Source organism: Staphylococcus sp. OJ82 (assembly GCF_000294465.1).
Classification (GTDB): domain Bacteria; phylum Bacillota; class Bacilli; order Staphylococcales; family Staphylococcaceae; genus Staphylococcus; species Staphylococcus equorum.
Genome location: NZ_ALPU01000010.1, coordinates 176,336 through 191,439 on the forward strand (window position 1 = coordinate 176,336; position 15,104 = coordinate 191,439).

12 protein-coding genes and 1 pseudogene are annotated in these 15,104 nt (G+C 31.1%); 11 read left to right on the forward strand and 2 right to left on the reverse strand.

Features of this window, described 5'->3' with window-relative positions; all coding sequences use genetic code 11:
• Positions 1 to 62: 62 nt before the first annotated feature.
• From SOJ_RS08300 to SOJ_RS08320, 5 genes and pseudogenes are all read left to right on the forward strand, one after another.
• Positions 63 to 950, forward strand: a complete 888-nt coding sequence (locus SOJ_RS08300; protein ID WP_002507620.1) for a sugar phosphate isomerase/epimerase family protein — start codon at positions 63 to 65, stop codon at positions 948 to 950.
• Positions 950 to 2,092, forward strand: a complete 1,143-nt coding sequence (locus tag SOJ_RS08305) for a Gfo/Idh/MocA family protein (RefSeq protein WP_002507621.1) — start codon at positions 950 to 952, stop codon at positions 2,090 to 2,092. The genes SOJ_RS08300 and SOJ_RS08305 overlap by 1 nt, the downstream gene beginning before the upstream one ends.
• 38 nt (positions 2,093 to 2,130) lie before the next feature.
• Positions 2,131 to 3,138: a Gfo/Idh/MocA family protein gene (locus SOJ_RS08310; RefSeq protein ID WP_002507622.1), complete on the forward strand. Its 1,008-nt coding sequence runs from the start codon at positions 2,131 to 2,133 to the stop codon at positions 3,136 to 3,138.
• A 284-nt stretch (positions 3,139 to 3,422) separates the two neighbouring features.
• Positions 3,423 to 3,985: pseudogene (locus tag SOJ_RS08315) on the forward strand (dihydrofolate reductase family protein).
• A 67-nt stretch (positions 3,986 to 4,052) separates the two neighbouring features.
• On the forward strand, positions 4,053 to 4,841 hold the full coding sequence (locus SOJ_RS08320) for an ATP-binding cassette domain-containing protein (RefSeq protein ID WP_256092314.1): 789 nt from the start codon (positions 4,053 to 4,055) through the stop codon (positions 4,839 to 4,841).
• A gap of 970 nt (positions 4,842 to 5,811) precedes the next feature.
• On the opposite strand, the gene SOJ_RS08330 is transcribed toward SOJ_RS08320, so the two are convergent.
• Complete coding sequence (locus SOJ_RS08330; protein ID WP_002507627.1) at positions 5,812 to 6,012, reverse strand: hypothetical protein; 201 nt, start codon at positions 6,010 to 6,012, stop codon at positions 5,812 to 5,814.
• Between the two features lie 206 nt (positions 6,013 to 6,218).
• Between SOJ_RS08330 and SOJ_RS08335 the strand changes: the two genes are divergently transcribed.
• From SOJ_RS08335 to SOJ_RS08360, 6 genes are all read left to right on the forward strand, one after another.
• The gene (locus tag SOJ_RS08335; RefSeq protein ID WP_002507629.1) at positions 6,219 to 7,031 is read left to right on the forward strand and encodes a VOC family protein; all 813 of its coding nucleotides are present in this window, start codon (positions 6,219 to 6,221) and stop codon (positions 7,029 to 7,031) included.
• An 18-nt stretch (positions 7,032 to 7,049) separates the two neighbouring features.
• The gene (locus tag SOJ_RS08340; RefSeq protein ID WP_002507630.1) at positions 7,050 to 7,253 is read left to right on the forward strand and encodes a DUF6501 family protein; all 204 of its coding nucleotides are present in this window, start codon (positions 7,050 to 7,052) and stop codon (positions 7,251 to 7,253) included.
• Positions 7,254 to 7,443: 190 nt separating this feature from the next.
• Positions 7,444 to 8,235, forward strand: a complete 792-nt coding sequence (locus tag SOJ_RS08345; protein WP_002507631.1) for an ATP-binding protein — start codon at positions 7,444 to 7,446, stop codon at positions 8,233 to 8,235.
• Between the two features lie 12 nt (positions 8,236 to 8,247).
• Positions 8,248 to 10,137 (forward strand): vWA domain-containing protein, encoded by a 1,890-nt coding sequence (locus SOJ_RS08350; RefSeq protein ID WP_002507632.1) that lies wholly within the window; start codon positions 8,248 to 8,250, stop codon positions 10,135 to 10,137.
• A 124-nt stretch (positions 10,138 to 10,261) separates the two neighbouring features.
• A complete protein-coding gene (brnQ3, locus tag SOJ_RS08355; RefSeq protein ID WP_002507633.1) occupies positions 10,262 to 11,605 on the forward strand; it encodes a branched-chain amino acid-like transporter carrier protein BrnQ3 in 1,344 nt (447 codons plus the stop codon).
• A gap of 561 nt (positions 11,606 to 12,166) precedes the next feature.
• A complete protein-coding gene (locus tag SOJ_RS08360) occupies positions 12,167 to 13,777 on the forward strand; it encodes a BCCT family transporter (RefSeq protein WP_176722570.1) in 1,611 nt (536 codons plus the stop codon).
• A gap of 173 nt (positions 13,778 to 13,950) precedes the next feature.
• Here SOJ_RS08360 and SOJ_RS08365 read toward each other — a convergent pair whose 3' ends face one another.
• Positions 13,951 to 15,084: a toxic anion resistance protein gene (locus SOJ_RS08365; RefSeq protein ID WP_002507635.1), complete on the reverse strand. Its 1,134-nt coding sequence runs from the start codon at positions 15,082 to 15,084 to the stop codon at positions 13,951 to 13,953.
• Positions 15,085 to 15,104 lie beyond the last annotated feature (20 nt).

The window sequence follows — 15,104 nt, forward strand, 5'->3', positions numbered from 1 at the left end:
ATTTCAATTAATTATTTTATAAAAGTTAAGTCATATTTATTAAAAATGGAGGTATTTTTATAATGAAAAATATCGCAATATCAGGATTTTCTGATGAAATATCATCAGAATTAGATACCCAGTTAAAAACTGTCAGTGAATTAGGTATGCGCTATATCTCACTGCGCGGTGTTGATGGTGAAAATATTAGCAAATACTCAGTTGAAAGCATACAAAAAGATGTCTTACCAAGGTTGGAAAAATGGAACATTGGTGTTTCATCCATTGGATCTCCAATCGGTAAAATTTATATTAATGATGATGCCGCTTTTGAAGCACAATTAGAAACATTAAATACATTATGTCAAATATCAAATGCTTTAGATTGTAAATACATTAGAATATTTAGTTTTTATATACCAAAAGAAGATAATTTTGATGATTATGAAAAAGAAGTCATTGCTAAATTAAAGCAATTTGCCAAAATTGCTGAACAATATAATGTGATATTACTTCATGAAAATGAAAAAGATATCTTTGGGGATATTGCTCGACGTTGCAATGTTATTTTAAATGAAGTCGGTTCAGAACATTTTAAGGCAATCTTTGATTTCGCAAATTTTGTTCAATGTGACGAGGATCCACAAGCATGTTATAAATTATTGACTCCACATATTGAATATATTCATATTAAAGATGCTGTTTATGAAGATAGCGTCAATGTCTTATGTGGCACGGGTGATGGTCAAATTGAATCGATACTTAAACAAGCAATCGACCGCGGCTACGAAGGTTTTTTAACACTAGAACCTCATCTCGTTGTGTTTGATTCACTTAAAGATTTAGAACTTGAACATTCCACAGAGACAATCCAAAACACAGTAGCTAAAGATGGTGCTGAAGGATATAAAATGCAATATGAAGCTTTACTTAAAATACTATCTAATATTGAACAAGAGGAGAATGCATAATGGAAAAAGTTCGTTTAGGAATTATTGGTTTAGGTGCACAAGGTGGCACTTATGCAGGTTTTATTCATAGCGGAGAAGTAGATAAACTAGAAATCGGTGCAATATGTGACATTGATCCAGAGAAAAAAGCGTTAAGTGCTGAAAAGTATCCTGATGTACCTTTCTACGACAACTATATTGATATGTTAGAAAGTGGTGATGTAGATGCAGTCGTTACGACAGTGCCTCATTACCTCCATACAGAAATAGGCAAAGAAGCATTGTCTAGAGATATTCACGCACTTTTAGAAAAACCTGCAGATATCTATGCTGAAAAAGTTAAAGAAATTAGTGATTTAGCAGCTTCTAAACCTGAATTAACATTTGGTATTTTCTTTAATCAAAGAACTAACCCTTTATATCAAAAAGTTAAAGCATTAATTGATGATGGTGAAATTGGTCAAATTCGTCGTACAAATTGGATTATCACTACATGGTGGCGTCCACAAGCATATTATGATCAAAGTTCTTGGAGAGCAACTTGGGATGGAGAAGGTGGTGGTGTTTTAGTAAACCAAGCGCCACACCAAATCGATCTACTCCAGTGGTTATGTGGCTTACCTGAAAAAGTATTTTCAAATGTCAAATATGGTTACCAAAGAGAATTAAACGTCGATGATGATGTAACAACTATATTAGATTATGGCAACGGAGCAACAGGTGTATTCATTACATGTACACATGACATTATCGGAACAGACCGTTTAGAAATCACTGGCGATAAAGGTAAAATATTAGTAGAAGATAGTAAAAAAATTACACTGACTCGCCTAAAAGATTCTGAAACAGATATGAATCGTAATATGTCGTGGGAAGATGCTGCCAAAATTTTCACTGGTAATGGTTTTGACGATATCTATGATCAAGAAACATTTGAATTTGAAAGTGTGTGGGGTCAACAACACATCAGCGTATTAGAAAACTTTGCAGCTAATATTATCGATGATACACCATTGATTGCTCCAGGCAGTGACGGTATTAATGGTGTTAACTTCGTAAATGCCATTTATCTTTCAAGTTGGTTAAGCAAAGAGGTATCACTACCAGTAGATCCAACAGAATTTAAAAATGCATTACAAGAAAAAATTCAATTAGAACAATAAATTAACTCATAAAAGCATAAATAAACGGAGATGGTCATATGCTTAAAATTGGAATTGTTGGACTAGGTGATATCGCTCAAGTACATATTCAAGCGATTGATGATAATCCAGAAGCTCAATTAGTAGCAGTTTGTGATGAAAATGAATTATTTAAAAATAAAGTGCCTCATGCTCATTTTTATAAAGATTTAAATGAAATGTTAGACGCAGAGGTGTTAGATTGTGTTCATATTTGTTTACCTCACTATTTACACTTATCAGCGACAACGACTTGTGTCGAAAAAGGCGTTCATGTGCTTCAAGAAAAACCACTCGCAATTAATGCCAAAGAAGGACTTGAATTAGTGAAATTAGAACGTAAATACCCAGAAATAAAAATTGGTATTTGCTTTCAGAATCGCTATAACGACACCTTTCAAACACTACAACAAATCGTCGAAAGTGGTAAACATGGCAACATCATTGGCGTAAAAGGTCTCGTAACTTGGTTTAGACCTGAAGCTTATTATACAGAGAAACCTTGGCGCGGTAATATGGACACTGCTGGTGGTGGCGTGTTAATCAATCAAGCCATTCACACACTTGATTTAATGCAATTACTTTGCGGCAAAATCTCGTCTATTAAAGGCAATGTCTCACAACTATTAGATTACGATATTGAAGTAGAGGATACCGCAGCAGCACATATAGAATTTGAAAATAAAGCAAATGGCATGTTTTTCGCTACAAATGCCAATATTGGAAATTCTAGTGTTGAGCTTCAAGTCATCTTTGAAAATGAAAAATTCACAATTAAGGATAATATTCTGACACGCGTAAATGAAGACGGTTATAAAATACAAGTTATAGAAGATGCTAAAGCACCTAAAACAAAATCTTATTATGGACCAAGTCATGGTAAACTGATTAATCAATTTTATGACTGCATACATTACGATACGCAAAATTATGTACATGCTGATGATGCACTCGCATCCATAGCTATGATAGATGCAATTCAAATGTCTTCTGAATCAAATCATACCGTAACATTTGCCAGTGATTAAATTTTCACTACCTTAAAGATCTATTCAGCGCAAGGGACATAAATACAACATGTTATTTTTATAAATGTAAATAATATATTTCACTGTAGTGATCTGTATTAACTCAGCAATGTGGGAGCAGGGTAAGAAACCAAAATTTGATTTCTTACCTTGCTCCTTTTTATTCGAACATTTTTGATTTTAAAAGTACATGTTTGCTTGGAATATAGAATGATTGTTTTTTTATTTAAGCTTCATTACAATAAATATATAATAATATATCTTAATGAACGAAGGTGCCTTTTATGAACAATAATAGCAAAATTACATTAGATCTTGCTGTAACTTTAGATGGATTTATAGAAGGGGCCAATGGTGAAATTGATTGGTGCATCATGGATCCAGAAATGAATTTCAATGCATTTTTAAACCAAATAGACGCTATTATTTATGGTAGAAAAAGCTATGACTTATGGGGAACGTTCCAACCGCACGCAGATGACAATATCAATGGAGACCAGTTGATGTGGGACAATATTCATAGCAAAAGGAAATATGTATTTACACGTCAACATATTCCGATCAAACAACAACTGAATTCATTAATAATCCTGAAATTATCAAGGCAGTAGAACAAATCAAATTAGCCCATACAAAGGACATCTGGTTATATGGTGAGTCTAGTATTATCACCCCATTTATAGATAACAATTTAATTGATGAGTATCGTTTATCTATTCACCCTGTAGTGTTAGGTTCTGGAAAACCATTATTTGAAAATATGAGTCAGAGATTGAATTTGTCATTGCTAAAAACACATACTTATCAAAGTGGTGTCGTACAGCTCATTTATGGCAAAGGTAAATAATAAACTTTTATAGAAAAAGGAATGATTTTCAGTGCACATAGCGATTGAAGCTAAAAACGTATCAAAAATGCTTAACCAAAATCTAATCATTAATGATTTGTCTTTTAAAATCCCCAAAAATTCCATAACTTTAGTAAAAGGAATAAATGGAGTGGGTAAAAGCTTAACATTAAAACTTATTTCCAAATTACAGTTACCAAGTAACGGCAATATTTATACTGATTCTAAAATTAGCTATGCCCCGGATACATTTCCTAAAAACATTAAAGTAACAGTAAAACAATTTTTATTATTCATAATTAACTCAAATAATCAAATTAATAAAAAACAAGTACATACTATACTGCAAAAGTATTTGGATTTATTTTATTTAACTGAATTTCAAGATTTGAAGTTGCATCGTTTATCTAAAGGAACATTACAAAAAGTTAATATTATACAATGTCTATTAGCGGATGCTGACATTTTAATTTTCGACGAACCATTTTCAGGTCTAGATAATAAATCAGAAAAACGATTTATAAATCATTTAAAACAATTAGTTAAAACGAAAACAATTATTTTAACAGCGCATGATTACAATTTTGAAAATACTGTAGTCACTCATATACTCAATTTAGATGATTACACATTTAAATCCATCTCTAAGCAAGATACGCAGAAATTAATTATCGTGCAAAGCCATAAACAAAATCACAACAACTTAATTATGGCAAATAATGAAGATTCTATAGTTTCTACAATAAAAATTAGCGACAATAAGTTAGCGATACAAGTATATAAATCAAAATCTAACTTAGTTATACAAAATTTAATAAATTATAATTATGAAATTATAGAAGTAAAGGACTTATAATATGCTACTTACTTTTTTAAAATATGAAAATTTAAAGTTTTTAAAATCTTATATTTTTATACCACCTATTTTTATTTACTTATTATGTCTAATAAGCATCTATATCTATAAAGATGTCCCTGTATTATCTAGTTATGGTTCCACATCAATTGTACTATTTCTTATAATGACTTGGCTTACAATTATTAATTTCAAGCACGATACTATTAACGAACGCTATATTTTATATATCCAATTAAGATCTAAAAACAATTATTTAAAACTTAAAGTTTTATATCTTTTTCTAGTTAGCTGTTTATTAATACTACTTTCACTATCCTATCCATTATTAATCCAAGTTTTTAATAAAGATGTTACATTAAATTTAATTTCCATAGGTTTAATCACACATATATTAATGGGTTTATTTGGGATATTATTAGGTTCTTTTGTAACAAATACAAAAATTGCCAGTAAAAACTTTAATTGGCTTCTTACAATACTTATCATAATTGTTACACTTACCAAGGATTTATTAATAGAACAATTTTCATTTTTGCAATGGATATTATGGACTCTTCCACCCATAAGCAGTATTTTATATCTTTTAAATAAAGATTCTATTCATATATTTAACCTAGACTTTATAACGTTATACATTCATTCTTTAATTTATATAGTAGTAGTTTTTCTCATGATCAAATATTTTTTCAATAGGCAATAAAATAAGTAAATGTTGTTAATTCAAAAAGGGTTTAGTTATACGAAAACAAGTAGACGCTTTACTATCGTTAAAATTTAAATAGAAAGCCCAAATCTATCAGTTTTTCTAATTGATTTGGGCTTCCTAATAGAGCATGAGATAATTTTATCCCAGACCTTTTAAATTTTAGTATGGCTTTATTATTCAAGTATAACAACTACATGTTATTTTAAATTTTAACTCCAATAATCTCGATTAAATTTACATGTCTTAAAAAATGTAAATTTATTAAGCTATATACACAAAAAGCTCAATAATAGCTAGAATTAAAAATACTAAGAAAACTACGCCATAGATATTATTTTTCTTAACACTTTTAGCATTGGCATTTTTTTGCTTTGCTTTATTATTTATATTTGAAAAGAAAGTAATTCCAGAATACACTGCTATAAGCACAGTGATACCAAATACAACCCATACTGTTAACATTTTAAAACCTCCTTCTAATTCAATAAATCTATTTTCAAATTTGTCATGAACAATAATAAATCACGATATAGATACATTTTAATACATTTTCTCAATTCGTCCAATGTATAATCGTTATAATTTTGTAAAACCATTACTCATCATACAAATAATACTTAAAGTAAGTTATAATTAGTTGAAAAGATATGAATAGAGGGGTTAATATAATGAATGGTCTTAGAAGTGTTACTACAGGGACAAATGATTTAGAAAAAACTAAAACTTTATTTAAAGATATACTCGGACTCAATGTGACAAACAAAGGGCAAGCGCTACGTTTTGGAGATGCTGAACTTAATTCTGGTACACGTATACATTTCGTAGAAATACCTAACTATATTAACAATAATAATCATATAGATAATATTGGTTTGCGCGTACCAAGTGATGAAGGTCTGGATGAGTATAAATCAGTATTAGATAATCATCACATTAACCATGGTGGAATTACCGATTTAAATGGTCATAAATATTTTGATTTTAAAGACCAAAATGATCAAACTTTTAATATTTACTCAAACGAACATAATACTGGAGCACCATTAGGTATGCCATCATTTGAAAGTACTGTAAATCCGTTACACCAAATTCAAGGTTTAGGACCTGTCATATTGAAAGTTAATGAACTCATATTAACGCAATCTATTTTAACTAAAGTTTTTGGACTCATACATTTTGCTGAATACGTACCAACAGACGATGCCGATTATAAAGTACAAGTATTTCGTATTGGAGACGGTGGGCTAGGTGGCGAACTACATATCTATGCTGCAAAAGATGAAGTTAAAATGCCTGAACATGGTATAGTTGAACAAATTGAATTTGCTACTGAATCAAAAGCACATTTTCAAAATGCATTACAACAACTTGAAGTCATTGGGATTCCTTATCAAACATTAGATCAAGATGGTGAACGGTCTTTAAGAATTAGTGAAAAAAGCGGCATCACATTTATTTTAACTTTAGAAATAAAACAATAAAGAGAGGTTTTTATAATTATGTTACATGAAACTTGGAAAACAAATACACCTATTAAAAAAGTCGAAGTTGAACATGCGGAAGCGAAAAAATTCACGGTATCTGATATGCTAACAGTAGGAAAGCAATATGACGTTATTAATGAAACCGAAGAATATTACCAAATCATCGATAACTCTGGTCTAGTTGGCGGATATTATAAAGAGTATTTTAAAGAAGTATAATATTTTAAATATATCGTATTGAACCATGAAAGCAACGAACAATTACTCACAATAGATTGTGAGTTTATATATTTTCTTATTAAAAATAGACTAGGGCAAAATATGATAATGTATTCTTGTCCCAGTCTATTTTTAATGGTTTTTAACAATTATCAGACAAACATGTAAATGCCAAAGGAGACATTTAAAAATGACAAACGCACAATATATTAATAGAGATGAAACTGTTTTTAATGATGCCAAATCATTAATGCAATTAAATAAAAATATACTGTTAAAAGGACCAACAGGTTCTGGTAAAACGAAACTCGCTGAAACATTAAGTGAAACTTTAAATAGACCGATGCACCAAATTAACTGTTCCGTCGATTTAGATGCAGAAAGTTTATTAGGATTTAAAACAATACAAACAAATGAAAATGGATCACAGGAAATTGTCTTTATAGACGGACCTGTCATACAAGCTATGAAAGAAGGAAATATTCTTTATATTGATGAGATTAATATGGCGAAACCAGAAACGCTTCCAATACTAAATGGTGTATTAGACTATCGTAGAAAATTAACAAATCCATTTACCGGGGAAGTTGTAAGTGCGGCACCAGGTTTTAATGTTATTGCAGCAATAAACGTAGGATACATTGGTACATTACCTATGAATGAAGCATTAAAAAACCGTTTCGTTGTTATTGAAGTAGATTATATTGATGGTGATATTTTAAGTGACGTTATTAAAAATCAAAGTCAGTTAAAAGACGATGCTGTTATCCAAAGCATTATAAAATTCAATGAAGATTTGAGAACAATGACAAAACAAGGTCAAATTTCTGAAGAAGCAGCAAGTATTCGAGCACTAATCGATTTGAGTGATTTAGCAACCATCATGCCAATAGAACGTGCGATACAACGTACGATTATAGATAAATTAGAAGATGAACGTGAACAACAAGCAATTAAAAACGCAGTAGAATTAAACTTTTAGTGAGGGATAACCATGAGTGATCGTTTTATAAAATTTAATGACGAACAGCTTGATGCAAAGCAAGTCATGATGCTACAAGATTTAGCTCGTCTTTTAATGAAAAATGAACAAGCACATGTTAAGATTCAAAAATTTCCATATTATGATCCTATCAACCATACGCTAATTACAAGTTCATTTTGGTCACATAGAAGCAAAGAAATAGAATCCACTGGATTAAAATCAGATGTATTACTTGCTACTTATGGCTATCAAATGATGGATGAAAAGATTGTTAATGAAGTCATTCATAATCGTGAGTTTCAACATCCTAAATTCTTCCAACAACTTTTCAAATTATTAGAAGACAAACGTGTATTAAATACCATAGTACAATTACGTCCATCTACAAAACCTATAATTCAAATGCGTAATGAAGTCAGATTGAACTATACTCAGACGCAAATCAAAGTTTATAAAACTAAAACAACCTTTACAGACTTACTTTTTTTATATTTAGAAGCATCTTTTTTAACAGAAAACTTTTATGATGTACCACAAATACACCCTCAAATTGATGATGTTTTAAATCATATGTATCAATATTTACCGAATTTCTTCTATAATGAAACGTCTGAAGATAACATGTATTTAGCAGAACGTATCATGTATCAAATTGATGGTATTTTAAAAGAAGATATGTTGAATGAATATTATCATTTACCGAAAAAAGTTTATGAAGCAATACAAGAACTTAATTTTGAGGATTTAACGAGAACTGATGCAAGTAACTCAGATGGACAGTCTGATGAACAAAACGATGAAGAAGTTGTAAGTGAAGAAATGGAATCTAATAATCAAGATAGTGCGTCTGAAGGTGGCGCTTATTTAGAAATGGAATTGCATGAAGGTGAAAATAGTGATGTCATGGGAGATAATGACACCGCACGTGAAGGCGATGCGAGCGATGATATGACTGATATGCAAACAAAAAAGGGCAAAGGATCTACTGATAATGTTGAAGATGACGAAGGTGGTTCTGTCGGTCATAATCAAGCGTTCGCACTCAAAGGTATCAATCAAAATGTAGAGATTAAATGGAATATTCCAGACATTAAACCACAATATATCAATGATTATCATAATGTTGAATCTGAGGTTCAGTTTGAAACAAAAGATTTAATTCAAATTATTAAGAAAACAATTGATAGAGAATATCAAGATGAACGTCGTAATTTAACTAAAGGAAGATTACAGAAAAATCTACTTAATTGGTTTATTGATGATCAATATAAGTTATTTTATAAGAAACAAGATTTAAGTCAATCCTTTGATGCTACTTTTACATTGTTAGTTGATGCATCTGCAAGTATGCAAGATAAGATGGAAGAAACCATCAAGGGTGTTGTTCTATTCCATGAAACTTTAAAATCATTAAATGTTAAACATGAGATACTTGCATTTAACGAAGACGCGTTCGATGCTGATGATGCAAATCAACCTAATATTATTGACGAAATCATTTCATACGACCGCTCAACCTTAGAAAAAGATGGACCTAGAATTATGGCATTAGAGCCTCAAGATGATAATAGAGATGGCGTAGCAATTAGAATAGGGAGTGAACGATTAATGCATCGTTCGCATAACCAACGCTTTCTAATTGTATTTTCAGATGGTGAACCTTCAGCATATAATTATAGTCAAGATGGTATTTTAGACACTTATGAAGCTGTTGAAACCGCTAGAAAAATGGGAATTGAAGTATTCAATGTATTTTTAAGTCAGGAACCTATTACAGAAGACATTGAACAAACGCTTCATAATATTTATGGTCAGTATGCAATCTTTGTAGAAGGTGTAGAAAATTTGCCAAGTCATTTGTCACCATTATTGAAAAAACTTTTATTAAAATCATTTTAGCTAGACTAATTTTTATAAATAAATCGCTATATATTTAAATATTCTGAAATTTATATAGACGGCATCTAATTAAACGTGATAAAATAGGTAATATTATTTTATTGGATTAAAAGGAGAACGTCATATGAATAAAAATACATGGATTATAGGTTTCACATTGTTTGCAATGTTCTTTGGCGCTGGCAACCTTATATTCCCACCTAATTTAGGTTTAGATAGTGGGGAATATTTCTGGCCATCCATTTTAGCATTTGCATTAACTGGAATCGGATTACCGTTGTTAGGCGTTGTCGTGGGAGCGTTAGATAAACAAGGCTACATCGGTTCATTAAATAAAATTTCACCGAAGTTTTCAGTAGTATTCTTAGTAATTATATACTTAACAATAGGTCCGTTATTTGCAATTCCACGTACAGCATCAACATCATTTGAGATGACTGTTACACCGATTGCACAAACAAATAGTAGTTTAGCATTATTTATATTTACAGTTATTTATTTCTTAATTGTATTATATTTATGCATCAACCCTAGTAAAATGATTAATCGTATCGGCTCATTGTTAACACCATTACTACTTGTTACTATTTTAGCAATGATCATTAAAGGATTTGTAGATTTTGGTGGTAATGCTCCAAGTCAATCTACCGAAGCGTTTACTTCTGGCTTTGCTGGATTTTCACAAGGTTTTACGAATGGTTACTTGACGATGGACGCAATTGCAGCAATTGCCTTTTCAATGATTGTAGTTAATGCTGTAAAAGCGACAGGCGTTACAAACGCGAATAAGATATTCAAACAAACATTGCTAGCTGGTCTAATCGCTGCAATTGCCTTAATGTTCATCTATATTTCTCTAGGTTTTATAGGGAATCACATGGATGTATCACAAGAAAAAATTGCTAGTTTAACAGCAAAAGATCAAAACATAGGCACATACTTATTAACTACAATGGCAGATGTAGGTTTTGGAACTTTTGGTAAATATTTATTAGGCATTATTGTTGCACTTGCGTGTTTAACTACTGCATGTGGTTTAATCGTTTCAGTGTCAGAATATTTCCATAGAATTTTACCGAAAATTTCTTATAAAGTGTATGTAATTGGTTTTACTCTAATTAGTTTTATATTAGCAAACCAAGGTCTAAATTCAGTAATTTCAATGTCTGTACCAGTACTTAGCATTGTATATCCAGTAGCAATCACTTCAGTATTGCTGATATTGATTGCACGTTTTGTACCAACTAAGCCAATTGCACAACAAATTCCAGTTGCGATTGTTTCTATTGTTTCAATATTAAGTGTAGTACACACACAAGGCTGGATAAAAATGAGCTTTATTGATAGCTTACCTTTAAAAGACTATTCATTAGAATGGTTCCCAATTGCTATAGTAACTACAATTATAGGTTATATTGTAGCTAGCATGGTTAAAAATCAAAAGCCTATCGTTTACGAAAAAGATTAAAAAGTTCATTTAAGTAAATACTGCTCAATATTTAAATGCAACATTTTTGTAATGATCAATCCCTTCAAAGTAATCACTTTTTAAGTGACTACTTTGAAGGGATTTTTTATGTGTAAAACTCTTATTTTGGTGTTGGGAACCTTAATTTAATTCAAAAAATCATTTTTTAAGATGGTGAATTTTCCAAGTGCATGATTAATATATAATTATTTAATCTTAAAAATTATAACAATTTTGCAAAGTCCAATTGATTACTAAGAAGAAGTGGGCTATAATCTTAACTTCAAGTGTTTCGTCAGTGACGATAGTAAGTCTCTTGTCACTATCATAAATAGACTTACATATTTTTATTAAAGATGGTAAATACATGTATTCATATTCACAAAAACACCATTTGCTATAGCGTGAGATTTCATTTTCATACTTATAATCTTGAATTCTAAAACAATATTCAATGATATTCGAAAGCATTTCAATAAGTATTGAAAAAGCTAACTATTTATTATAAAAGACTTAATATAAAGAAAAATAGAGAGAACCTAAAAAGAGGAGTAGAATAACATTAAATTTTCTTATTGGAAAGATAAACTAGATTGGCCAGTGTTTCTTATTAGCGGTGGCGTACTTGTATTATTTGTAATTATGTCATCACTATTTACTACAGCAACTTCGGATTTCGTGCAAAAAGGATTTGAACTTTCAATTTCATATTTTGGTGCATTTTGGCAAGTTTTATTGCTAGCAACATTTGCAGTAGGTGCTGTTTTAGCTTTTTCAAAGTATGGCCGTGTGAGACTCGGAAATGCTTCTAAACCTGAAATGAGTTACTTCAGATGGGCAGCAATTGTGATTACATCAGGATTAGGCGCAGGAGCTATATTTTGGGCTGCTGCTGAACCTATGTATTATTTTATTGATGTGCCACCAACTATGGATTCAAGTATCAAAGATAGTAGTACAGCAGCTATACCCGCAGCAATGGCCCAAAGTTTCACATCATGGGGCTTTACAGCATGGGCGGTTTACGGTGCTGTAAGTGGCATTATAATCATGTATGCACATTATAATAAAGGGATGAAAATGCGTCCAAGAACAATTTTATACCCAGTATTTGGTGAAAAGATTGAACATACAAAGACAGGCTCAATGATAGATGTCTTTTGTATTTTAGGAGCAGTAGCTGGAACAATTGGAACAATTGGATTTTTCGGTTTTCAATTTAGTTACTGGTTACATAGTATTTTTGGTATTCCAGATAACATTATTACTCAAGTCTTATCTGTTGCAGGACTTATGGTCATTGTATCTATATCTGCAACTACAGGGATAGATAAAGGTATACAGTTTCTTAGCAAACTAAATATATGGTTAGCAATAGCGCTTGCCGTCTTTATATTATTAATAGGCCCTGGTAGCTTTATTATTGATACATTTATTTCTTCTTACGGAACATACATCACTAATTTCTTAGAAATCAGTACCTTTAGAGGTGATAATCAATGGGCTGGCGCATGGATGCTTTTCTTCTTTGGTTGGTTCATAGGCTATGGTCCTTTGATGGCTATGTTAGTTGCTCGTGTATCAAAAGGGCGTACGATTAGAGAGATTTTCATACTTGTTTCAGTCGTAGCAGCTGTGGTTTCTCACTTTTGGTTTTCTATTCTAGGTGGAAGTGGCTTGTTTTATGAATCTAAAAATAACGGTTCAATTAGCGATCCTTTATCTGAAAATGGTTTACCTGCAGCAGTTATCTCAATTGCTACACAATTACCTTTAGGCAACGTATTAGTTATAGCTTTACTCATTTTGACGCTTATATTTGTGATAACAACTGCCGATACAATGTCATATTCAATTTCTATGTCAGTTACCGGCGAGGGAGATCCACCTAAAATCATCAGATTATTCTGGGTTGCCATTATGGGTGTAATCTCAATTATTCTTATTAATATTGGCGAGGGTAGTATTAGCGCAATACAGTCCTTTATAATCGTAACGGCAGTACCTATATCGATTATAATGCTCCCTGTCGTTTGGACAGCACCGAAAATTGCTCACAAACTTGCTGTTGAACAAAATATAGTAACGACTCAATCTACAGACACAGTTGACGATACAGATAATTTAATTAAAAAATCAACAACTCAACATACAGAAGATAATAAGCATTAAATAGGGAGATTAGAATAAAATCTCTAATCTCAAAATTAAAATACCATTCTATTGGTTTAAACTAATAGAATGGTATTTTTTAATGCATATAGAAAAAGTAGATGGGCATGGGTAAGAAATCTAATTTTGATTTTCTGGCCCAATTCCATCTACTTTTTTTGTTAATAAAAATCTTATTTATTATCTTTCATATCTAACAATTGATTTTGTAATTCTGATTCAAGTTGATTTAATTCTGTTTCTGCTTGCTTACGTTTAGTACGGCCTTCTTCTTGTATTTGAAGTGTCTGTTCAATTGTTTCGATAATATCATTTTGTGTTGTTTTTAGTGTCTCGATATCAACGACACCACGTTCATTTTCAGTAGCTGTTTCTAATGCATTTTGTTTTAATAATTCAGAGTTTTTTAATAGTAAGTCATTCGTAGTATCTGTAACGGCCTTTTGAGCAGATACAGCATTACGTTGTCTCATCAATGTTAACGCAATAGACATTTGGTTTTTCCATAACGGTATACTCGTTAAAATTGAACTTTGAATTTTTTCAGCAAGAGCTTGGTTTACATTTTGAATCATACGTATTTGAGGCGCTGTTTGAATTGCAATTTGTCTTGATAACTGCAAATCGTAAATACGTTTATCTAAACGATCTATAAATTGTTCCATATCAGATGCGGCTTGCACATCCATTTGATTACCTGTCGCTTTTGCTTGTGTTCTAAGTTTAGGCACTTCAGTCTGTTGTAGGGCATGCTGTTTCTTTTTAGCTGCTTCAATATATAAAGATAATTCTTCAAAATAATCTTTATTCATATTGTATAATTCATCTAACATGTCTATATCTTTTTTTAAGTTATTTTTATGCTTATCTAACTCAATAGAAATGCGATCAATCTGAGAACCTACAGACTGCATTTTCGAAAATATTTCATTAACAGATGCTTTCGTGCGTTTAAATATGCGTTTCAACTTAGATTGATTTTCTGGATTAAGTTCTTCAGGATTAACTGATTTTAATTTACTCATTAAACCATTCAGAGATTCACCGACAGGCCCAACATCTGTAGTGTTAACTTCATTTAAAATACGGTGTGAGAACTGCGACATATTTGATTGCGCTTGTGTACCATAATTCAGTAAACCATCATTATCCATTGGCTTTATTTGTTCACTCAACTTATCGATTTTTTGTTGTTCCTCTTGAGTATATTGTGTTTTATTATTGATTATTTCATTTTGATTAGCTGACTGTTCATCAATATATTTGTCCAATGGGTGTGAACTTAAAAAATCTTGTTCTTTAGCCATTCAATTTCTCTCCATTCTTA